Source organism: Rhodopseudomonas julia, assembly GCF_030813515.1.
In the GTDB taxonomy this organism is placed as follows: domain Bacteria; phylum Pseudomonadota; class Alphaproteobacteria; order Rhizobiales; family Afifellaceae; genus Afifella; species Afifella julia.
In genome coordinates this window covers 1,174,332-1,195,532 of sequence record NZ_JAUSUK010000002.1, presented here as the reverse complement: position 1 = coordinate 1,195,532, position 21,201 = coordinate 1,174,332, and the positions used below count along the sequence as shown (strand labels likewise).

General features: G+C 61.6%; 16 protein-coding genes and 1 tRNA gene. 10 read left to right on the top strand and 7 right to left on the bottom strand.

The window, feature by feature from the left end:
* Positions 1-108: 108 nt before the first annotated feature.
* Both J2R99_RS14910 and J2R99_RS14905 read left to right on the top strand, forming a co-directional pair.
* Positions 109-1,938, top strand: a complete 1,830-nt coding sequence (locus tag J2R99_RS14910) for an extracellular solute-binding protein (protein ID WP_307155189.1) — start codon at positions 109-111, stop codon at positions 1,936-1,938.
* Between the two features lie 37 nt (positions 1,939-1,975).
* On the top strand, positions 1,976-2,659 hold the full coding sequence (locus tag J2R99_RS14905; RefSeq protein ID WP_307155188.1) for a DsbA family oxidoreductase: 684 nt from the start codon (positions 1,976-1,978) through the stop codon (positions 2,657-2,659).
* A gap of 23 nt (positions 2,660-2,682) precedes the next feature.
* Here J2R99_RS14905 and J2R99_RS14900 read toward each other — a convergent pair whose 3' ends face one another.
* Positions 2,683-3,324 carry a cation efflux transmembrane domain-containing protein gene (locus J2R99_RS14900; protein ID WP_307155187.1) on the bottom strand — a complete coding sequence of 214 codons (642 nt, stop codon included), beginning with the start codon at positions 3,322-3,324 and terminating at the stop codon, positions 2,683-2,685.
* A 67-nt stretch (positions 3,325-3,391) separates the two neighbouring features.
* On the opposite strand from J2R99_RS14900, the gene J2R99_RS14895 reads away from it, so the two are divergent.
* Positions 3,392-3,811, top strand: coding sequence for a MerR family transcriptional regulator (locus J2R99_RS14895; protein WP_307155186.1), 420 nt, complete (start codon positions 3,392-3,394; stop codon positions 3,809-3,811).
* On the opposite strand, the gene mfd is transcribed toward J2R99_RS14895, so the two are convergent.
* Positions 3,808-7,317: a transcription-repair coupling factor gene (gene mfd / locus J2R99_RS14890; RefSeq protein ID WP_307155185.1), complete on the bottom strand. Its 3,510-nt coding sequence runs from the start codon at positions 7,315-7,317 to the stop codon at positions 3,808-3,810. The genes J2R99_RS14895 and mfd overlap by 4 nt on opposite strands.
* The gene (locus tag J2R99_RS14885) at positions 7,295-7,591 is read right to left on the bottom strand and encodes an FAD assembly factor SdhE (RefSeq protein WP_307155184.1); all 297 of its coding nucleotides are present in this window, start codon (positions 7,589-7,591) and stop codon (positions 7,295-7,297) included. The genes mfd and J2R99_RS14885 overlap by 23 nt, the downstream gene beginning before the upstream one ends.
* 19 nt (positions 7,592-7,610) lie before the next feature.
* Between J2R99_RS14885 and recG the strand changes: the two genes are divergently transcribed.
* A complete protein-coding gene (gene recG, locus J2R99_RS14880; protein WP_307155183.1) occupies positions 7,611-9,803 on the top strand; it encodes an ATP-dependent DNA helicase RecG in 2,193 nt (730 codons plus the stop codon).
* Positions 9,804-9,842: 39 nt separating this feature from the next.
* Here recG and J2R99_RS14875 read toward each other — a convergent pair whose 3' ends face one another.
* From J2R99_RS14875 to glmU, 3 genes are all read right to left on the bottom strand, one after another.
* Positions 9,843-10,580, bottom strand: a complete 738-nt coding sequence (locus J2R99_RS14875) for a DUF502 domain-containing protein (protein ID WP_307155182.1) — start codon at positions 10,578-10,580, stop codon at positions 9,843-9,845.
* Between the two features lie 81 nt (positions 10,581-10,661).
* Positions 10,662-12,488 (bottom strand): glutamine--fructose-6-phosphate transaminase (isomerizing), encoded by a 1,827-nt coding sequence (glmS, locus tag J2R99_RS14870; protein ID WP_307155181.1) that lies wholly within the window; start codon positions 12,486-12,488, stop codon positions 10,662-10,664.
* A 113-nt stretch (positions 12,489-12,601) separates the two neighbouring features.
* Entirely contained in the window at positions 12,602-13,936 is a 1,335-nt protein-coding gene (gene glmU / locus J2R99_RS14865; RefSeq protein ID WP_307155180.1) for a bifunctional UDP-N-acetylglucosamine diphosphorylase/glucosamine-1-phosphate N-acetyltransferase GlmU, read from the bottom strand.
* A 103-nt stretch (positions 13,937-14,039) separates the two neighbouring features.
* On the opposite strand from glmU, the gene J2R99_RS14860 reads away from it, so the two are divergent.
* The 4 genes from J2R99_RS14860 to J2R99_RS14845 all read left to right on the top strand — a co-directional run bounded on the left by J2R99_RS14860 (position 14,040) and on the right by J2R99_RS14845 (position 19,788).
* Positions 14,040-14,939 (top strand): DMT family transporter, encoded by a 900-nt coding sequence (locus tag J2R99_RS14860; RefSeq protein ID WP_307155179.1) that lies wholly within the window; start codon positions 14,040-14,042, stop codon positions 14,937-14,939.
* Between the two features lie 113 nt (positions 14,940-15,052).
* Positions 15,053-15,128 (top strand) — tRNA-Lys (locus tag J2R99_RS14855).
* Between the two features lie 293 nt (positions 15,129-15,421).
* The gene (locus J2R99_RS14850; protein WP_307155178.1) at positions 15,422-16,600 is read left to right on the top strand and encodes an efflux RND transporter periplasmic adaptor subunit; all 1,179 of its coding nucleotides are present in this window, start codon (positions 15,422-15,424) and stop codon (positions 16,598-16,600) included.
* Positions 16,601-16,635: 35 nt separating this feature from the next.
* A complete protein-coding gene (locus J2R99_RS14845; protein WP_307155177.1) occupies positions 16,636-19,788 on the top strand; it encodes an efflux RND transporter permease subunit in 3,153 nt (1,050 codons plus the stop codon).
* Positions 19,789-19,860: 72 nt separating this feature from the next.
* Here the strand turns inward: J2R99_RS14845 and J2R99_RS14840 are convergent, their stop codons facing one another.
* Complete coding sequence (locus J2R99_RS14840) at positions 19,861-20,082, bottom strand: hypothetical protein (RefSeq protein WP_307155176.1); 222 nt, start codon at positions 20,080-20,082, stop codon at positions 19,861-19,863.
* 351 nt (positions 20,083-20,433) lie between these two features.
* Between J2R99_RS14840 and J2R99_RS14835 the strand changes: the two genes are divergently transcribed.
* Both J2R99_RS14835 and J2R99_RS14830 read left to right on the top strand, forming a co-directional pair.
* Entirely contained in the window at positions 20,434-20,976 is a 543-nt protein-coding gene (locus tag J2R99_RS14835; protein WP_307155175.1) for a hypothetical protein, read from the top strand.
* On the top strand, positions 20,976-21,104 hold the full coding sequence (locus J2R99_RS14830) for a hypothetical protein (protein WP_255701279.1): 129 nt from the start codon (positions 20,976-20,978) through the stop codon (positions 21,102-21,104). Before J2R99_RS14835 ends, J2R99_RS14830 begins: the two co-directional genes overlap by 1 nt.
* The last annotated feature ends 97 nt before the right edge of the window (positions 21,105-21,201 follow it).

Here is a 21,201-nt window from a genome sequence, read left to right as displayed (position 1 = left end):
GGAGCCCCGCGGCCAACTCCATAGCCCGCAATTGCACGCTATGCCAGATTGGCGCAAGGTCCGATTCTCGCCCTTAAACGATAGACGATAACTGGAGAGCCATCCCAAATGGTGCCTTGCCCTCGCCTCACGAGCGCGCTCGCGGCGCTGCTCTTGGGGTTTGTCGCGTCGATCCTTCCGGCCAGCGCACAAGAACCCCAGCACGCGATTGCCATGCATGGCGATCCGGAGCTGCCGGCGGACTTCGATCACCTCCCCTATGCCAATCCAGAGGCCCCGCAGGGAGGGCGCATCGCCTACGCAATGGTGGGCAGTTTCGACAGCCTCAATCCGTTCATTCTCAAGGGAACGGCGCCGCGCGCTCTGTGGGACGACGAATGGGGCAACAATCTCTGGGAAAGCCTGATGGTGCGAAATCGCGACGAGCCGTTTTCGCTCTATGGGCTGCTCGCGGAGACAGTCACCGTTCCAGACGACCGCTCCTGGATCTCGTTTTCCATACGCCCGCAAGCGAAATGGGCCGACGGCGAGCCGGTGACGGCGGCGGACGTCGTCTACTCGTTCAATCTCTTGAAAGACCATGGGCGCCCGAAAACCTGGTATGCCATGGTGGCCGATGTCACGGCCGAGAGCGAACGCACGGTCCGCTTCACTTTCGATGACGGCGCCAGCCGCGAATTGCCGCTTCTCGTCGCACTGCTGCCGATCTTACCCAAACACGCCGTTTCGGAAGAAGAGTTTTCCCGAAGCAGCCTCACGCCGCTTATGGGCTCCGGCCCCTATGAGGTCGCCGAAACCCGCCCCGGCACCTCTATCATCCTGAAAAAGCGGCACGATTATTGGGGCGAGGATATCCCGGCGAAGCGCGGCTTCGACAATTTCGAAGAGATCCGGTTGGAATATTTCCGCGACACCAACACCTATTTCGAAGCCTTCAAGAAGGGGCTCTTCGACTATCATCGGGAAAAAGATCCGAGCCGCTGGCAGACCGGCTATCGCTTCCCGGCGGTGGAACAAGGCCTGGTCAAACTCGAAAAGTTCGATACGGGCATCCCCAAGGGGATGAACGGCTTCTTCATGAACACCCGGAGGCCGGTTTTTGCCGACAAGCGCGTACGTCAGGCGCTCGGCTATTTCCTGGACTTCAAATGGCTGAACGAAAATCTCTTCCTCGGCGCTTATGACCGCACCGCTAGCTATTTCGAGGGCTCCGAACTCTCGGCGATCGGCCGCCCCGCCTCCGAAGGCGAGAAAAAGCTCCTCGCGCCCTACCCCGATGCGGTGCTCCCCTCTGTGATGGACGGCAGCTATCGTCCGCCCGAAGGCGACGGCAGTGGCCGCGACCGCGACAATTTCCGCAAGGGCCTCGCCTTGCTGAAAGAGGCCGGCTGGGTCCGCCAGGGCGGCAAGATCGTCAACGAAGAGACAGGTGAGCCCTTCGCGTTCGAAATTCTTGTGATGACGCGCGAGGACGAGCGGCTGGCGCTGGCGTACCAGAACGCGCTGGCGCTCGTTGGAATCACCGCAAATGTCCGCCAGGTGGATGCGAGCCAGTATTGGGAGCGGTTGAAATCGTTCGACTTCGACATGATACGGTACAATCTGGCCTTCGCATCGCTCTCTCCCGGCAGCGAGCAATCCTTCCGCTGGTCGTCGGCTGCCGCAGAGAGCCCCGGAAGCTTCAATTTCTCCGGTGCCGCCGATCCCGCCATCGATGCGATGATCCAACAACTCTTGTCGGTCAAAGACCGAGAGAGCTTTGTCGCCGCGGTGCGCGCTTTCGATCGCGTGCTGATTTCGGGATTTTACGTTGTGCCGCTCTTTCATGCCCCCGCCGAGTGGGTCGCCTATTGGAACAGGCTTTCCCATCCCTCGCAGGGGTCGCTTTATGGGCCGGAGCCCACAACATGGTGGTCGAGCGAGGCCCAGCAGAATTGACGCTGGCCACCAAGAAGCCCCGCGCTAAGTTCGTCCCATGAGAGACGAACTTCCTGCGACCGACCGCCTTTCCGTCGATGTCATCTCCGATGTGATGTGCCCTTGGTGCTTCATCGGCAAAAGACGCTTGGAAAGGGCCGCAAGCCAGACCGATATCCCGCTCGAGATCCGTTGGCGCCCCTACCAGCTCGATCCGACCTTGCCCCCGGAAGGCAAGGATCGAAGCCTCTATCTTGCGGAAAAATTCGGTTCCGCCGAGAGGGCGCGCTCCCTCTATGTCGACGTGCGTGCCGCCGGGGCGCAGGAAGCGATTCCCTTCGATTTCGACGCGATCGAGGTCTCGCCCAACACGCTCGACGCTCACCGCCTGATCCGCTGGTCGGCAAGCGCCGGCGTGCAGGACGTGATCGTAGAGGCGCTGTTCAACGCCTATTTCATCGAGGGCCGGCGTCTCAACGAGCTGGAGACGCTGACGGAGATCGCCGCCAAAGCTGGGATGGAACCCGACGTCATTGCCGAGCTCCTGGCAAGTGGCGCCGACAGAGAGCTGGTCGAGGAGGAAATCGCCCTCGCCCGCCAGATGGGCGTGAGCGGCGTGCCCACCTTCGTCGTCGGCAACCGCTATGTTGTCGTCGGCGCACAGGCCCCTGAGGTTCTGTTAGAGGCCTTCAACGCCGCTTTGGCGGCTTCGCACAACGCCAACGACAACGGACCGGCCTAGACCCAACATACGCCGAATGCGTTCTAGGCTGGCTTTTGCTCTCGGATGTCGTCCCGAAGCTCAAGGAGAGCGTGCCGCACGATCATAGTCGCAGCCTGGAGTGCGAGAGACGCCATGACGGCCGCAACGATGAGATCCGGCCAGGCCGTCTGCGTGCCGAAGACCCCGGCTGCCGCAACAAGCACCACGAGGTTGCTGATCGCGTCGTTGCGCGAACAAAGCCAGACGGAGCGCATGTTGGCATCGCCTCCACGATACGCCCACAAGAGAGCTGCGACACCAAGATTGGAGATAAGTGCGAGCAACCCCACCCAGGACATCGTGAAAGCATCCGGAGGAACCGCATTGAACGCGCGCCAGACGGTTGCCGCCACGATCCATAGGCCAAAAAGCCCCATCGTGGCGCCTTTCAAAAGCGCCGCTTTGGCACGGACGGCAGGTGCAGAGGCGACGACCATCAGGCTGACGGCGTAATTTCCAGCGTCGCCGAGAAAGTCGAGCGAATCGGCCTGCAGCGACAGAGAGCCCGCGGCAAATCCTGCTCCTGCCTCCACGACGAACATCCCGGCATTGACGACAAGCGCGATCCAGAGGAGACGCGCAAACCGCCCGTTGTCGCCACGGATTGCTTCCCCGCAACATTCGTCCTGGCAGCAACCGCTCATGGTGGCCTCACATCCGATCCAACAAGCTGGTACGCTTGCACCCTCTAGCCGCTATAGGGTCAAGTGAGTGAAAGAGCTGTCGCTTCTACGAATCGGCGATCTCGCCGCCGCAACGGGCACGAAGATCGTCACCATTCGCTACTACGAGAAAATCGGCCTTCTGCCCGCGCCGCCGCGCACGGGCGGGAATTATCGCGCCTATTCGCAGACGCACCAGGAGCGATTGAGCTTTATCAGGCGCTCCCGTGCGCTTGGCTTCACACTCGACGAGATCCGTGAACTCCTCGATCTTTCGGCCGAGACGGAGCGCGACTGCGCCGCCGTCGACCGTCTGGTCACCTCGCATCTCGCGGAGGTGGAGGACAAGATCGCCGATCTTCAGCGTCTCGCGAGCGAGCTTCGCCGGATGAAGGAGAGCTGCCGGGGCGGCACGATCGATCAATGCCGCATCATCGAGGCACTCTCCTTAGAGCCTGTCACGCTCTAAGCCGCCTTCTGCGCCCCTTCCTCGGCGATCTTGGCAAGACGCGTCAGCAGAGAGGCCGTCCCCTTCAGCCTGTCTTCAGGCCGCGGCCAGTCACGCGACAGGACGATACGCTGGTCGGGACGGATTTTTGCCATCGAGCCCTGCTCACCGATATAGCGCACAAGCCCACCTGGGTTGGCAAACTCGTTGTTGCGCAAGGCGATGACCACGCCCTTCGGCCCGGCATCGACCTTTTCGACATTGGCTCTGCGGCACAGCGATTTCACGTAGACGACCTTCAACAGATGATCGACCTCGTCGGGCATCGGCCCGAAACGATCGATCAGCTCGGCACCGAAAGCATCGATATCGCCCGCATCTTCCAGGTCGGCAAGGCGCCGATAAAGGCTCATGCGTAGCGTGAGATCCGGAACATAAGTCTCTGGAATCATGACGGCCATGCCGATCGTGATCTGGGGTGACCACTTGCCCTCGGCCAGCTCCTCGTCGCCCGCCTTGAGGCCCGCCACGGCCTCTTCGAGCATTTGCTGGTAAAGCTCGAAACCGACCTCCTTGATGTGGCCGGACTGCTCTTCTCCGAGAAGATTGCCGGCGCCACGAATATCGAGGTCGTGGCTGGCAAGCTGGAAGCCCGCGCCGAGCGAATCGAGCGATTGCAACACCTTGAGGCGGCGTTCGGCCGTCGACGTCATGGTCTTTTTCGCCGGCACCGTGAAATAGGCATAGGCGCGGTTCTTGGAGCGACCGATGCGACCGCGCAGCTGATAGAGCTGGGCCAGGCCGAACATGTCGGCGCGATGGATGATGAGCGTATTCGCGGTCGGAATATCGAGGCCCGATTCCACGATCGTCGTCGACAACAGCACGTCGTATTGGCCGTCGTAGAAGGCGTTCATCACCTGATCGAGCTCGCTTGCGGCCATCTGCCCATGTGCGACGGCAACCCGCGCCTCCGGCAGGTTCTGGTCCAGAAACTCCTTCACTTCGGCGAGATCGGAGATCCGCGGCACGACATAGAAGGACTGACCACCCCGCAAGCGCTCGCGCAAAAGTGCCTCGCGCACGATCAGCGGATCAAAAGGCGATATGAAGGTTCGCACCGCCAGGCGGTCGACCGGCGGCGTGGCGATGATGGAGAGGTCGCGCACGCCCGTGAGAGCGAGCTGCAACGTGCGCGGGATCGGCGTCGCCGTCAGGGTCAGGACGTGCACGGCCGACCGCAGCTCCTTCAGGCGCTCCTTATGCTTGACGCCGAAATGCTGCTCCTCGTCGACGATGACGAGGCCGAGATCACGGAAATTGACCGACTTCGCCAGAAGCGCATGCGTTCCGACGACGATGTCGATGGTGCCATCGGCAAGCCCAGCCCTAACGCGAGCCTTCTCCGCCGTGCCGACCAGCCGCGAAAGTCCACCGACCTGGAGCGGCAAACCGCGAAAGCGGTCGACGAAAGTCTTGTAGTGCTGACGGGCGAGCAAGGTCGTCGGTACGATGACCGCCACCTGCTTGCCGCTCATCGCCGCAACGAAGGCGGCCCTGAGCGCAACTTCGGTCTTGCCGAAACCCACATCGCCACAGACGAGGCGGTCCATCGGCCTGCCGGAGCCGAGATCGCTGATCGCCGCCTCGATCGCGGCATCCTGATCATCGGTTTCCTCGTAGGGGAAACGAGCTGCGAATTCGCCGTAAAGACCTTCCGGCACGACCAGCTTTTCGCCCTGGCGAAGAAGCCTCGCCGCCGCCGTCTTGATGAGAGCATCGGCGATTTCGCGGATGCGTTTCTTGAGGCGAGCCTTGCGGTTCTGCCAGGCAACGCCGCCCAGCTTATCGAGGGCGGTCTCGGAGCCTTCCGCGCCATAGCGCGTCAAGAGATCGATGTTCTCGACCGGAAGAAAGAGCTTGTCGCCGCCGGCATAGACGAGCTGGAGGCAGTCGTGCGGGGCCCCCGCCGCCTCGATCGTAACGAGCCCATCGAAACGACCGATGCCGTGATCGACATGAACGACGAGGTCGCCTTCGGAGAGGCTCGCGGCCTCTGTCAAAGCGTCGGCCGCGCGTTTGCGCTTTCGTGCCGGGCGCACGAGACGGTCGCCGAGCACGTCCTGATCGCCGATAAAGACGCTGTCGGGTGTCTCGAACCCGGTTTCGAGCGGCATCACGGCCATACCGGTGATGCCTTTGGCGAGTGCCTCCGTCTCGGCCCAGGTTTCGACCGGTTGCAGCCTCTCCATGCCGTGGTCGCTCAGGACCTGAATGAGCCGGTCTCGCGCACCCACACTCCAGGTCGCAAGCACGATTCTCTTACCGGCCTTTCGGCGATCGGCGACATGCGCCACGAGCGCATCGAAAACATTGACGTCACCGGCCGTGCGCTCGGCGGCGAAGGTGCGGCCCGCCCTGCCCTCCACATCGTGGACCGAACCCGATTCGTCAGGTGACGCGAAAGGCGTCAGTCTCGCGGACGCGTGGTCATCGACCTTTGCCTGCCATTCCTCGAGCGTGAGATAGAGGCTGTCGGGAGCCGCAGGCTTATAGGGTGCCGCGCCGGCAAGCTTCTGATCGGCGTTTTCTTTGCGCGCTTCGTAATGGTCGCCGATCTGCTCCCAGCGATCCTTGAGCGTGTCTGCGGCCAGATGATCGACGGCCACCAATGTGTCGCCGGCATAATCGAGCACAGTCTCCAGCCGCTCATGGAAAAAGGCGAGCCAGTGCTCCATGCCTGCAAACCGTCGCCCGGCGCTGATCGCCTCATAAAGCGGATCGTCGCTCGTTACAGCGCCGAAGGCTTCGCGATAGTTCTGACGAAAACGTGCCACGACCTCGTCATCGAGGATGATTTCGCTCGCCGGCAAGAGATCGAGCCGAGCGACCTGGCCGGTCGTGCGCTGGTTCTCCGGGTCGAAGGGCCGGATCGTCTCCAGCGTGTCGCCGAAGAAATCACAGCGGATTGCCCCCGTATCCCCCGGGGCGAAAAGGTCGACGATGCCACCGCGCACGGCGTATTCGCCAACCGCCCGGACCGTCGGCACACGTTCAAAGCCGTCTGCCGCCAGACGCGCGACCAATCCCTCCATGGGCGTCACGTCACCGGCACCGGCACTCCACACATGCCGCGCCACCCACTCATGCGGCGGCACCCGCTGAATGATCGCATTGGCCGTCGTCAGAAGTATGAGCGGCGCCTGGGGGCCGGCATCGACGAGCGCCTTCAGCGTCGCCATTCGCCGCGCGACGACGTCGGCATTGGGCGAGACGCGGTCATAGGGCAGGCAGTCCCAGGCCGGAAATGTCAGTCGCCGGATATCCGGAGCAAAGAAGCGCAGGCTCTGTTTTGCCATCTCCAGATGGCGTGCGTCACGCGCAACGAAAGTGACTGGGAGGCGACGCAACCGCACGAGATCGGCGAGGACGCGTCCCTCCAGCCCGTCCGGCACGCCGGACAAGGTGAGATGGCGGTTTTCCGCCAGAAGATCGCTCAGCCGCTCAGCGCTGGAGGATTTCGACATCCGAATTTCGTTCTCTTTTGTGGAAGGCAATCAACCCAGAAATCATCGCGCTCTGGTGGTCGGCAGGCACCTCTTCACGCCCGACGATCCAGCTGTAGAGAGCAAGATCGGGCAGTTCGAGAAGTCGTTCGAATTCCTCCAGTTCCCGCTCGCCCGCAGATGGCAAGACGCTGTCGGCAAAGCGCCCGACGAGAAGGTCCAGCTCGCGCGTACCGCGGCGCCAGGCACGAAAATGGGCGCGTCGGCGCCGCTCTTCAAATTTTTCGTCTGCCATATCGCGTGTCACATTCCTTATGGGGCGGGAGCTCACGTCCCACCAAGATTTATCCACTCATACCAAGCGGGCAAGAGATCCGTCTTGCCGCAACGCGCAGCGCAAGGCAGGAAGAGGTATGCGCCCCGCCCTTCTCGATCCGCTTTTTGCTGAGGCCGCCTCGCTGCCTGGGGTGGGACCGAAAGTGGAGAAGCTTCTCGCACGGGTGACCGGTGTGGCCGAGGGGCCACCTCTTGTGCGCGACCTGCTCTTCCATCTGCCGGTTTCAGCGATTGCGCGACAGCAGATCGCTAGCCTGGACGAGCTTCCACAGCAAGGCCATGTCGTCGTAACCGGTAAAGTGGAGCATCATGAAGCGCCACGCCGGCATTCGCGCGCGCCTTATCGCGTCATCATCGACGACGGCCGCGGCACCGTGGAGCTCATCTTCTTCAACATCCGCAGCCAGTGGATCGAAAAGATCCTGCCTCTCGGCGCGACCCGCACGATCTCGGGGCGTCTCGACTGGTTCGATTATCGCGCCCAGATCGTCCATCCAGAGGTGATGGAGCCGGGCGAGGCCGACAAGATCCAAATGGTCGAGCCGATCTATCCGCTCACGGAGGGCCTCTCCTCCCGAGTCCTCGGCAAGATCGTCAGGGCGGCGCTCGACCGGGCGCCGACATTACCGGAATGGATCACGTCGGACCTTATGGGGCGGGAGAAATGGCCCTCGCTTACCGAGGCTCTCGCGACGATGCACAGGCCACAGGAGGCCGCAGCACTCCTTCCCGAAGCCGCCGCCTGGCGGCGCCTTGCTTTCGACGAATTGCTGGCAAGTCAGCTCACTCTTGGGCTGGTGCGCCGCAACGCCCGCAAGACTGCCGGCAAGGCACGCCGGTTTTCTGGCGAGCGCGCCGCCAAGCTGCAAGCGCTCTTGCCTTTTGCTCTCACGCAAGCCCAGCAAGATACCATCGCTCACATCCGCAAAGATCTGCGTGCGCCCGAGCGGATGCTGCGTCTTCTTCAAGGCGACGTCGGCTCCGGCAAGACGCTGGTCGCTCTCACCGCCATCCTCGATGTCAGCGAGGATGGCGGACAAGCCGCCTTGATGGCACCGACCGAGATCCTGGCGCGCCAGCATTTCGCGACGATCGCGCCGCTTGCCGAATCGATTGGGCTGAAAGCCGCGCTCTTCACCGGCAAGGAAATCGCCGGCCGTGGCGAAAAGCTCGCAGCGCTCGCAGCCGGTAACATCGATATTGCGATCGGCACGCATGCGCTCTTTCAAGAGAGCGTGGCCTTCAAGGATCTCGGTCTCGTCATCGTCGACGAGCAGCACCGCTTCGGCGTGCACCAGCGCATGCTCTTGTCGGCCAAAGGAAGCGCGCCGGACCTCCTCGTCATGACGGCAACCCCGATCCCTCGCACGCTCGTTCTCACCTATTTCGGCGATATGGAAATCTCCGAGCTGCGCGAAAAGCCGGCAGGACGGCGCCCGATCGACACCCGCGTCGCCTCCTCCGAACGGCTCTTAGAAGTGAAAGAGCGAATCCGTTCGGCCATCGACAAAGGCGAAAAGGTCTATTGGGTCTGCCCGCTCGTCGAGGAATCGGAATCACTCGACGTGGCGGCGGCCGAAGAACGCTTTCGCGACCTCGAAAAGATGTTCGGCGCACAGGCCCTCCTCCTCCACGGACGCATGAAGGCTTCCGAAAAGGCAGCGGCGATGCAACGTTTCCGGGAGGCGGGCGGCGCGGTCCTCGTGGCGACCACCGTGATCGAGGTCGGCGTAGATGTACCGGACGCCTCCATCATCGTCATCGAGCATGCCGAACGTTTCGGCCTTGCACAGCTGCATCAGCTGCGCGGCCGCGTCGGACGTGGCGACAAGCCTTCAAGCTGTCTCCTCCTCTACAAGCCGCCCTTGAGCGAAACGGCGCGCGAACGGCTGAAGGTGATGCGGGACACGAATGATGGCTTCGTCATCGCCGAAGCGGATCTGAAGCTTCGCGGCGAAGGCGATCTTCTCGGAACACGCCAGTCCGGCATGCCGGGCTTCCGGCTTGCCCGGCCGGAATTCCACGGTGACCTTCTGGCGCTTGCGCGCGATGAGGCAAAGCTCATCCTCGCCCGAGAAGAGAAAGGCGGAGATGCGGGTCGCGAGGCCATCCGCTGTCTTCTCTATCTTTTCGGCAGAGACGAAGCGATTCGGCTGATGCGCTCGGGCTGAGCGCATCAGCAAAAGCAACACGCGAGAAAGCTGCGCCGTCTATTCGGCCGCCTCTCTCTCATCATCCGCGGCTTCCTTGGCCTCACGGGCGAGAGCTTTGGTCTTGCGATGATATTCCGGGGCAACGAGACCTGCGGAAATGACGAGCTTGGCGCCTTCCTCGACAGTCATATCGAGCAGGATGACATCCTGGCGCGGCACGATGAGCAGAAAACCAGAGGTCGGATTGGGCGTCGTCGGCAGAAAGACGGCCATCGTATCGGTGTCGCTTTCTTTGAGACGCTCGGCGATCTCACCCTTGGTATCGGTGGCGATGAAGACCAGCGCCCACAACCCGCGCCTGGGATATTCGATCAGCCCGACCTGCTGAAACGAGCGGCTCGACTGTGAAAGAGCCGTCTCGAAGATCTGTTTCAGGGCCCGGTAGAGATTGCGCACGAGCGGCATACGATCGAGCAGGAGCTCGCCGTAGGCCACAATAGTGCGCCCGACCAGGTTGGCGGTCAGAAATCCCAACATCGTCAGAAGGAAGATGGCGACGATGAGCCCGAAACCCGGAACCGAGAAGGGCAGATAATTGTCGGGATTGTAAGCGTGAGGGATGAGCGGCTTCACCCATCCATCCACCCAGGCGACGAACGCCCAGGTCAGATAAAACGTAATGCCGATCGGCGCGGCAACGACGATACCGGTCAGGAAATAATTGCGGAGCCTGAGCCCCGCTTTCGAGTGCCGCCGCTGCGGCCTTGCCCCCCGCTCTGCGTCCTCGGTTTCCATCCACAATGTCCCACTGGCGAAGGTGCCAGATCACCCATCATAACGCTCGTCGCGCCTGACTGCGCGCGAAAATTTTGGGCTCTATTCGACCGTCACGGACTTGGCGAGATTGCGGGGCTGATCGACATCGGTGCCCATAAAAACCGCAGTATGATAGGCCAAAAGCTGCACCGGCACAGCATACACGATGGGCGCGATCGCTGCCGGCATGCTCGGCAGGATGAGGGTCTTCATCGTATCGACAGCGGCACTTCGCGCTCCTTCTTCGTCCGTGAGGAGGATGATTCGCCCGCCGCGAGCCGCGACCTCCTGCATGTTGGAGACGGTCTTGTCGAAGACCTTGTCGTAAGGCGCCACCACGATGACCGGCATTGTCTCATCGATGAGCGCGATCGGCCCGTGCTTCAGTTCGCCGGCCGCATAGCCCTCGGCGTGAATATAGGAGATCTCCTTGAGCTTCAGGGCGCCTTCGAGCGCCAGCGGAAAACTCTTGCCACGGCCGAGATAGAGCACGTGTTTGACACGTGACAGCTCCTTCGCCAGCCCTTCGATCTCGTCCTCGAGCTTGAGCGCCTGCGAGAGATGTCGGGGCATCTCGATTGCGGCCTGAACAAGTTTTTCTTCATCCTCCCGCGAAAGATGTCCGCGCTGCCGTCCGGCACCGATCGCAAGCGCGAGGAGCGTCGTGAGCTGGCAGGTGAACGCCTTCGTCGAGGCGACGCCGATCTCGGGGCCGGCCAGTGTCGGCAGAATGTAATCGGCCTCGCGCGCAATCGAAGATGTGGGGACGTTGACGATCGCACCGATCTTCTGCCCATGCGCACGGCAATAGCGCAGCGAGGCAAGCGTGTCGGCCGTTTCCCCGGACTGCGAAATGAACAGGGACAGCCCATTGGCGCTGAGAGGAACCTCCCGGTAGCGAAACTCCGAAGCGATATCGAGATCGACCGGCAGGCGGGCCAGCTGCTCAAACCAGTATTGCCCGACAAGAGCAGCGTAAAATGCTGTTCCGCAGGCCGACATGGCGAGACGGTCGAGCCCCGCAAAATCGATCTCGGCTCCCTCCGGCAGCGCCACACGCCGTTCCGCGAAATCCACGTAATGGCCGAGAGTATGCGCCACGACTTCGGGCTGCTCGTAGATCTCCTTGAGCATGAAGTGTCGATGATTGCCCTTGTCGACCATGAGATTCGAGGCGACGAAGTGCGAAACCGGCCGCCGTGCTTCGACACCGTTCTCGTCGTAGATGGTCACGCTCTTGCGGCGTACGACCGCCCAATCGCCATCTTCGAGATAGGTGATCCGGTTGGTGAACGGCGCAAGCGCGATGGCATCGGAGCCGAGATACATCTCACCATCGCCGTAGCCGATGGCGAGCGGGCTGCCCCGGCGTGCCGCGATGAGAAGGTCGTCCTCATGTGCGAAGAGGATGGCGAGAGCGAAAGCGCCCTCGAGTTTCGCCAGCGTCTCCGCCGCTGCGGCCACCGGATCGAGCCCGCGGGCGAGTGCCAGAGTGATGAGATGCGCGACAACCTCAGTGTCGGTGTCGGTCTGCAGCGTTCGTCCGGCTGCCCGGATTTCCGACCGCAATTCCTGAAAATTCTCGATGATGCCATTGTGGACGACAGCGACGCTTTCCGTTGCATGCGGATGCGCGTTGACTTCCGTCGGCGCTCCATGGGTCGCCCAGCGTGTATGGCCGATGCCGATCAAACCGGAAAGCGGGTGCTGGTGCAGGCGGTTCTCGAGATTGACGAGCTTGCCCTTGGCGCGCTCGCGCGTGAGCTCCTTGTTCTCCAGCGTCGCGATACCAGCCGAATCGTATCCTCGGTATTCAAGCCGCTTGAGTGCATCCAACAGCCGCGGAGCGACCGGGGTCGTTCCGACGATTCCGACAATGCCACACATATTTAGAAGTACTCCCCTTCCATCGGTGCGATCATGCCGAAGCTGTCGGCACCGAGGAAATCAATTGCCATGACACAGTGTGACGAAACCGTCCGGCACGCTGGTCAGCAGCTTCACTTTTTCCCGTGGCGCGCCCGAAAGGACTTCGCCCAATCCGGCTTTTGCACCTGTCGACCGCGAGCGATCGCAAGCGCATCTGGAGCAACATCATCGGTAATCACGCTCCCGGACCCGACATAAGCGCCGTGGCCGATTGAGACCGGCGCGATAAGAGACGAATTGGAACCGATGAAGGCGTCCTCTCCGATCTCCGTGCGAAATTTGCCGAAGCCATCGTAATTGCAGGTGATCGTGCCGGCGCCGATATTGGTTCCAGCGCCGACCAAGGCATCCCCGAGATAGGTCAAATGGTTGACCTTCGCGCCATCCCCCAGCGTCGTTGCCTTCACCTCGCAGAAATTTCCAACCCTTGCCTTCGCACCGATATCGGCCCCCGGTCGCAAGCGTGCAAACGGCCCGATCTCCGCCCCGGCTTTTACGACGCAGCCTTCGAGATGGGAAAAGCCCCGGATCTTGACCCCCGCTTCAACGCGGACCCCAGGGCCGAAGATGACGTTCGGCTCGACGGTGACGTCGCGCCCAAGCTCGGTGTCGTACGAAAAGAACACCGTCTCCGGCGCAACGAGGCTGGCGCCCTCCATCATCGCCTGTCGACGGCGGCCGGTTTGGAAACGAGCTTCGGCCTCGGCAAGCTGCACCCTGTCGTTGACACCGAAGACCTCGTCGAAAGAGATCTCCGCGGCTTTGACCGCAAGGCCTCGCTGATTGGCGATCGCAACCGCGTCCGTCAGATAGAACTCGCCCTGCGCGTTGTCGCTGTCGATCGCCTCGAGCAAAGACAGCATGTCGGCGGCACGGAACGCCATAAGCCCCGCGTTGCAGAGCCCGATTTTCTTCTCTTCCGGTGAAGCATCCTTGTCCTCGCGGATCGCGAGAAGGCGGCCCTCTTCGGTGACAAGTCTGCCGTAGCCTGCAGGAGACGGCGGGCGCATGCCTGCGACGGCGAGGGCGGCCCCCTCGTCGATCAGACCGACAAGACACGAGATCGTCTCAGCCGTCACAAAAGGCGTGTCTCCGAAGAGCACCAGCACCACACCTTCCGCACGCACCAAAAGCGGACGTGCCTGCATGACGGCGTGTCCCGTTCCGCGTCTCTCCTCCTGCACGAAGACTTCGGCTTGCGGCGTTTCGTTGGCAACCAGGGCCCGGACAGAGTCGTGTCCCGGCCCGATGACGACGCCGAGACGCTCCGCTCCGGCCGCCTGGGCCGCACGCATCGCAAAGGCGAGCATCGGAAGTCCGCCGATCGGGTGCAGAACTTTTGGATAGGCCGAACGCATGCGGGTGCCCTCGCCCGCAGCGAGAATGATGGTCGTAAGCGGAGACATATGTCCCTTTCCTGATGCAGCGTTCCTTGAGGGGCCGCAGCTTGCGCAAATTCTGCCAGCCCGTTAGCGCAGGTATGTCGAAGCCGAAAGCCCCTCCGAAACAATGCAAGCTTCCTCAAACCGCCTGCGCGACATCACTCTTCTGGCGCTCATGCCGCTCTTCTTCTCTTCCAATCTCGTGATCGGACGCGCGGCGGTGACCACGGTCGAGCCATTCACCCTCGCCTTCTTGCGCTGGACGATGGCACTTCTCCTCCTGCTCCCACTCGCCGCCTCGGGATTGAGACAACACCGCAAGACGCTCATGGAAAACTGGCGTCTGCTTCTTGTTCTGGGCTTTCTCGGCATGGGGGTGTGCGGGGCGATCGTCTATCTCGCTCTCCGCCACACCAACGCCACCAACGCGACACTGATTTACACCTCGTCCGGCGTGATGATTCTCGTGCTCGAATGGCTGTTCCGCGGCAAGCGCATTGCACTGCGCCAGGCAATCGGAGTGGCGCTTGCCTTCATCGGCGTCGCCGTCATCGTACTGCGTGGAGATCTCGGCCGGCTCATCGCTCTCGAACTGAATGCAGGCGATCTGTTGATCGCGCTGTGCGCCTTCTCCTGGGCCGTCTATTCGGTCCTGTTGCGTCGCGGCTCACTTCACACCGTGCCGACCTTGCCGCTCTTTACAGCCATCGTTGCGGCCGGGGCGCTCGTTCTACTGCCGTTCTTTGCGGTGGAAGCCGTCGTGCAGGAGGCATTTCCATCTTCCGTGTCCGCGTGGCTGTCGATCGCGGGTCTCGCTTTCATCTCCTCCGTCCTCGCCTTTCTTGCCTACCAGCACGGGGTAAAAGTCTTTGGACCGGGGGTCACCGGCATGTTCCTCTACCTGCTGCCTCCCTACGGGGTCCTGCTCGCCATGATCTTCCTGGGGGAGGAATTCCACACCTATCATGCGCTGGGGCTGGGGCTTGTTCTCCCCGGCTTGATACTCGCGACACTGCCGTCCACATGACCACGACCTTGGCTCGGCATCCGGCGATGGACAAAAGCCCGGTATACGGGGCTCTCCTGAACCAAAACGGCTTGACCCGCCACGGCCTGTTCCATAGGGTCCGCCCGCGCTGAGAGCCCTTAGCTCAGCCGGTAGAGCAACTGACTTTTAATCAGTAGGTCGTGGGTTCGAGTCCCACAGGGCTCACCATTTTCCTCGTGTCCGCACCGGAGGCACGGGGACAGATCGTACCTAAGATACGGGTGACGACCTCGACCCGAGCGGCTCTGTGGCCTCAGAGACGCCAGTGTGTCGTCTGCGTCGGATCACAGATTTGTGTAGATGCGTCAGGCCGCAGCCTCCAAGGTCACCATACGTCTATTTGGTAACCCCTACACTGGAATCGGTACTCAACTGTTTGCTTTTTTGATGGCAGGAATTATGTCATCGCCGGAAGTGAGCGCACCGAACGTGGCGCGTGCATTCGAACTGGTAGCTCCTAGATGATCGATCTTCGCCTTCCCTCCCCGGCAACGGGGCGTCGCACCTTTCCTATGCGCGCCGCGCTCGCACTGGCGCTGGTGCTCTCACCTGCCCCGCTGTTGGCTCAGGGAGCACCTGGGGCCGGAGCTCCGCCTGCGGTCAACGTCGAGCAGGTTAAACTCGGTGATGTGACCGAGCAGCAAGTCTTCACCGGTCGGATCGAAGCCGCAGAAAGCGTCGAAATCCGGGCGCGCGTGCAAGGGTATCTCGGGCCGCGTCAATTCGAGGAAGGCGCCGAGGTCGAAAAGGGCCAGGTGCTCTTCACCATCGGCGCGGCATCCTACGAAGCGGCAGTCTCCCAAGCCGAGGCGGCTGTTCAGAATGCGCGTGCCGCCCTCGAGCTCGCCAACCTCAGCTACGAGCGCCAGCAGACGCTGCGGGAGCGCAATACCGGCTCGCAGGCTTCGCTCGACGAAGCGCGCGCCAACCGAGATCAGGCCGAGGCCACTCTTCGTCAGAACGAAGCGTCTCTCAAACTGGCGCAGCTCGATCTGGGCTACACGAAAATCACGGCGCCGATCAGCGGGCGTATCGGTGTTGCAGCCTTCTCGGAAGGCGCATTCATCGGTCCCGATAGCGGAGCTCTTGCACGAATCGTCCAGCAAGACCCGATGCGCGTTGCCTTTCCTGTGCCGCAGCGCCGTCTCATCAACATCGGTCAGACCGAGAAACAAAGGAACGACGTCGTCATCAAGTTGCGTCTCGCCGATGGCAGCATCTACGACCAACAAGGCGAGATTCTCTTCACCAACATCGAGGCGAACGAGGGTACGGATTCGGTGATGGTGCGGGCGGGCGTCGCAAACCCCGACCGCGTCTTGTACGACAAGCAGCTTGTCGACGTGATCGTCGCCGCACGTAAGCCCGAAGAAAAGCTCTTGATGCCGCAATCGGCCATGCTCATCGATCAGCAGGGCACCTATACGCTCATCGTCAATGACGAGAACAAGGTCGAGCAGCGTCGCATCGAAACAGGTGAGCAGCGCGGTCCTGCGATTGTCGTCACCGAAGGCCTTGAGGCCGGTGACAGGGTGATCGTCGCAGGTCAGCAGAAGGCACAGCCGGGCATGCAAGTCGCACCACAGGACGTCACCCCGGACGAGCAAGCGTCGACCGCAGCTCCTTCAACCAACAAGTAAGCCACATCGCGTGACACTTTGAAGGCCCACACGGCATGATCTTTGACGTCTTCATCCGCCGGCCTCGACTGGCCTTCGTCATCTCGATCCTGATCACACTGGTCGGGCTCATTTCGATCGCGGTGATTCCGGTTGCCCAATATCCGGACATCGCGCCTCCGACGATCAGCGTCTCCACGCAATATATCGGTGCAAGCGCCGAAACCGTCGAACAGGCGATTGCGCAGCCCCTCGAAAGTGCCATCAACGGCGTCGAGGACATGCGCTACATGAAATCGACGTCGAGCTCGGATGGTTCCTATGAGCTCAACGTCACCTTCGAGCTTGGCACAGACCCCGACGTTGCCGCCATCAACGTGCAAAACCGGGTGGCACAGGTGGAAAGCCAGCTGCCGGCCGAAGTCCGTTCGGTCGGCATCAACGTGGCGCGTGCCTCGCGCGACCAGCTCCAAGTCTTCCTGTTCTATTCGCCGGACAATCGCTTCGACGAATTGTTCATCGCCAACTTCGTCGCCCTCAACGTCATAGACGAGCTGAAACGCGTCAACGGTGTCGGCAACGTTCAGGTCTTCGGCGAGCGCGATTACGCCATGCGGATCTGGCTTGACCCGCAGAAGCTTAGCAATCTCGAGCTCACGCCGGCCGATATCGCCGCTGCGGTCGAATCGCAGAACGTGCAGGCGGCCGCGGGTAAGGTTGGTGCAGCCCCCCTCGTCGACGCTCAGCGGCTCGAACTGACGATCAATACCAAGGGACGGCTGACCGACGCGGAGGAGTTTCGCAATATCATCCTCCGCTCCAACCCGGACGGATCGGTCGTCCGGCTAGGTGACGTGGCGAGGGTCGAGCTGGCGTCGGAGAATTACGGCGTCATTGCCCGCTACAACGGCAAGCCGATGGCCGCCGTTGCCACCTATCTCTCCCCCGGCGCCAATGCTGTGACCGTCGCAACCAACGTCACGAATCGGCTCGAAGAGCTGTCGGAGCGCTTCCCCGAGGGGCTTGAGTACAAATACATCTACAACGCGGCCGACTTTGTCGGAACGATGATCGAGAAGGTCGTGTCGACCCTTATCGAGGCCTTCGTTCTGGTCGCGATCGTCGTGTTTATCTTCATCGGACGTTTCCGAGCGACCCTCATTCCGATGATCGCCGTGCCGGTTGCCATCATCGGTGCGCTCGCGATCATGTACGCCTTCGGCTACAGCGCGAACACGATCTCACTTCTCGCTCTGGTGCTCGCCATCGGCATCGTCGTCGATGACGCCATCATCGTCGTTGAGAACGTCGAACGCGTGATGGAGGAGGATCCGCATCTCACGCCGAATGAGGCCACTCATAAGGCGATGAGCGAAATCGTCGGACCGATCATTGCCATCACTTTGGTGCTGTTGTCGGTTTTCGTGCCGGTCGCCTTCTTGCCGGGCTCCTCGGGCGCCCTCTTCCGCCAGTTTGCCGTCGCGATTTCGGCCGCCATGGTGATTTCGGCCATCAACGCACTGACCTTGTCGCCGGCGCTGTGCGCCCTTTTCCTGCGGTCTGGCGAACCGATCAAGATCATGCGCGGCATCACCCATGCCGTCGACAAAGTCGGTCATGGCTATGCCTGGATCATCAGCAAGCTGATGAACGTGGCCGTGATCTCGCTCGTGCTCCTCGTCGCGATCGGCGCGGCCACGGGCTACATGTTCTTGCGCACGCCAGCCGGCTTTCTCCCGAATGAAGACAAGGGCTTCGTCATTGTCATCATGAACCTGCCGCCTGGCGCCTCGCTGAACCGCACCGATATCGCGGCGCAGAAGGCGGAAGCCATCATCCGTCAGGATCCGGGCGTGGAGAGCATCGGCACCGTCCTCGGCTTCGACCTTCTGGGCGGCGGCGCGGCCTCCAATGCAGGCCTGATGTTCCTGGGATTGAAGCCATACGACGAGCGCCAGTCACCCGACCTTGCGATCGGCTCCGTCATCGGACGGCTTTATGGCGGCCTTTCGACCATTCCGGACGCGCAGTTCATTCCTCTGCAGCCGCCGGCAATTTCGGGCGTGGGTTCTTTCGGCGGCTTTGAGTTCGTGCTCGAAGCTCTGCAGGGACAAGAGCCCTCGGAGCTTGCGGCCGTGATGCGCGGTTTGCTGGTCCAGGCCAACCAACAGCCACAACTGACGCGTGTCTACGCGAACTTCGAGGCCGAGACGCCGCAGATCCGTCTGGATATCGATCGCACGAAGGCGCAGACGCTCGGCGTACCGATCAACGAGATCTTCGCCGCTCTGCAGTCCACCTTCGGCGGATATTATATCAACGATTTCAATCTGTTCGGCCGCACATGGACGGTCCGCATGCAGGCGGAGAAGGAATTCCGCACATCGATCGATGACATTTATGACATCGAAGTGCGCAACAACTCCGGCGAGATGGTGCCCCTTTCGACCTTCGCGCGTGCCGAACTGACCGTCGGCCCACGCAGCCTGACGCGCTACAACAATTACCGCTCGGTCTCCATCCAGGGCTCCCCCGCGCCGGGCTTCGGCGACGGTGATGCGACTGACGCCATGGAACAGGTCGCGAAATCCCTGCCAAGCGGTTACGGCTATGAATGGACGGGCCAGGCGCTTGAACAGAAGCAATCGGCCGGCCAGACACCAATCGTTCTTGGCGCGGCAGTCGTCTTCGCCTTCCTGTTCCTGGTCGCACTTTATGAGAGCTGGAACGTGCCGATCCCGGTGTTGCTGTCAACGATCAGCGCCATGTTCGGTGCCATCTTTGCGATCTGGTGGGTTGGCGCGAACTTCAGCCTCTATGCACAGATCGGTGTCGTCGTTCTGATCGCGCTGTCAGCGAAGAACGCCATCCTGATCAACGCCTTCGCGTTGGAACAACGCGAATTCGGCATGGACCTTCACGACGCGGCGGTCGAAGGCGCAAGGCTGCGTTTCCGTCCCGTGATGATGACAAGCTTCGCCTTTATCGCCGGTCTTATCCCGCTCGTGCGAGCGACCGGCCCGGGCGCTGGATCCATGCAGGCAGTGGGTATTCCGGTCTTCGCCGGTATGATCGGTGCGGCGACGATCGGCATCTTCCTGATCCCGCTCCTCTTCGGCGTCTTCCAATGGATGCGCGAAAAGACCGGGTGGAAGCCGCATCCGTCGGCTTCCGAACGGAGCGAAGAAAGCCCGGAACCTGCCGAATAATCAGATCGCGGGCTCGTTCAGCCCGCGATCTGGCCTCTGGGAGTAACCTCTCCGCGACGGCAATGCTGACGCCTAGCCTGCGGCGTCAGCCGTCCGTAACTCGATCGGTCGAAGGGTCGTCTTGCGGATCTCGAAGGGACGAAACGGGCCGTTGAGCACCAGGCCATTCGCCTCGTCACGATGTGCGAGCCCTTCTTCGACAAGCCCATCCATCACCCAATTGGGAAGCGCGCCCCGGGGCGTATGCGCATAGAGCTCGAGCAGGATTGTCTGGTAGAGGGTCGTTTCGGTCATTGCGCCAAAACCTCTGCTATTTTTGGGGAACGCAGAACAACGCAACTGACTGCGCCCAAGATAGCTGAGTCGGCGCGTAGATCGTATCCGCCTCCCAAACCGCTCCTAAGGCTGCTGCCTCAGGCGTCGTGACGTGGTCCGCTCTTATCGCCGTGGCCCGATCCCGATTCACGCGGAAGTGAACAGGCGCAAAGGCAAGCTCAGGGCCTTAGAAACAGAGGTTGCGCCTGGGCAGCTAAGGCATTCGCCGGACGGCGAGAATTCAACTTCTTAACGACGACCACATCTTCACGGAACTGAACGACGGGTTAACGAATTGTCCTGTCGATGTTCTTGAAGAGGTGCAATCCCATGTTCAGTCTGAAAGCAGGCTGGGGGCGAAACCTGGCAATTGCTGCGACAGGCGTGCTGGCAACTGTGCTGATCGGCACGGTCCAAGTGAATTCGTTAAACGCACCTCTTCCCAAAATCCTCCCTCAGGCCGCTCCGAAAGCCGATCGCCTCGACCTCGCGGCCTACCACCCAGAAACCCGGGCGCTTACCAAGGGACAGGAAGATGCCGTGCGTGGCGCCGTCGAGACCTTCGTCTGGGGACTATCGAATAAGCAGCCGAAGGCCGTGTGGCGCTTTGCGACGGAGTACGAGCAGGATCGCTTTGGAACCGAAGAAGCGGCCTACACGTTTTTCTCCAAGATCCACCCGCCGCTCGTCTATGCCAAGCGGCTGACGGTGGACAGCGTTACCCAGGATGGCGAGGCAACGATGGTGAAGACCTATGTGCGTGATCGCATTGGCTTGCAATGGTCTGCCGATTTTGCTCTCCTGCAGGATGACGCAGGCGACTGGAAAATCGTCGACTGCAAATTGAGGCCGGCTCCGGGAGAATTGATCTGATGCCGAAAGCACGTGCAAAAGCCATCGCCGTTCAGGCCGACAAGGAGGCCCGAAGCGCGCAGCTCTTCTGGTGGAGCTCCCTGGGTGCTGTAGCGGCCATCGCTCTCGCCGCTGCCATCAGCCGCTGATTTCTGGAACGTATGAGCCCCGGCACCGCCGGGGCTTTTTCATATCCGCGCATCCGCTCCACGACGCATCTCTGCCACGTGCGCCTTCTGATAGGGT

What these genes read in the sequence shown, in the direction of transcription:
- glmS (WP_307155181.1), bottom strand. Translation starts at nt 12,488, where the DNA reads ATGTGTGGCATTGTCGGAATCGTCGGAACGACCCCGGTCGCTCCGCGG.
- J2R99_RS14860 (WP_307155179.1), top strand. Translation starts at nt 14,040, where the DNA reads ATGCAAGCTTCCTCAAACCGCCTGCGCGACATCACTCTTCTGGCGCTC.
- recG (WP_307155183.1), top strand. Translation starts at nt 7,611, where the DNA reads ATGGGGCGGGAGCTCACGTCCCACCAAGATTTATCCACTCATACCAAG.
- J2R99_RS14885 (WP_307155184.1), bottom strand. Translation starts at nt 7,591, where the DNA reads ATGGCAGACGAAAAATTTGAAGAGCGGCGCCGACGCGCCCATTTTCGT.
- J2R99_RS14905 (WP_307155188.1), top strand. Translation starts at nt 1,976, where the DNA reads ATGAGAGACGAACTTCCTGCGACCGACCGCCTTTCCGTCGATGTCATC.
- J2R99_RS14840 (WP_307155176.1), bottom strand. Translation starts at nt 20,082, where the DNA reads ATGACCGAAACGACCCTCTACCAGACAATCCTGCTCGAGCTCTATGCG.
- J2R99_RS14875 (WP_307155182.1), bottom strand. Translation starts at nt 10,580, where the DNA reads ATGGAAACCGAGGACGCAGAGCGGGGGGCAAGGCCGCAGCGGCGGCAC.
- J2R99_RS14830 (WP_255701279.1), top strand. Translation starts at nt 20,976, where the DNA reads ATGCCGAAAGCACGTGCAAAAGCCATCGCCGTTCAGGCCGACAAGGAG.
- J2R99_RS14845 (WP_307155177.1), top strand. Translation starts at nt 16,636, where the DNA reads ATGATCTTTGACGTCTTCATCCGCCGGCCTCGACTGGCCTTCGTCATC.
- mfd (WP_307155185.1), bottom strand. Translation starts at nt 7,317, where the DNA reads ATGTCGAAATCCTCCAGCGCTGAGCGGCTGAGCGATCTTCTGGCGGAA.
- J2R99_RS14900 (WP_307155187.1), bottom strand. Translation starts at nt 3,324, where the DNA reads ATGAGCGGTTGCTGCCAGGACGAATGTTGCGGGGAAGCAATCCGTGGC.
- glmU (WP_307155180.1), bottom strand. Translation starts at nt 13,936, where the DNA reads ATGTCTCCGCTTACGACCATCATTCTCGCTGCGGGCGAGGGCACCCGC.
- J2R99_RS14910 (WP_307155189.1), top strand. Translation starts at nt 109, where the DNA reads ATGGTGCCTTGCCCTCGCCTCACGAGCGCGCTCGCGGCGCTGCTCTTG.
- J2R99_RS14850 (WP_307155178.1), top strand. Translation starts at nt 15,422, where the DNA reads ATGATCGATCTTCGCCTTCCCTCCCCGGCAACGGGGCGTCGCACCTTT.
- J2R99_RS14835 (WP_307155175.1), top strand. Translation starts at nt 20,434, where the DNA reads ATGTTCAGTCTGAAAGCAGGCTGGGGGCGAAACCTGGCAATTGCTGCG.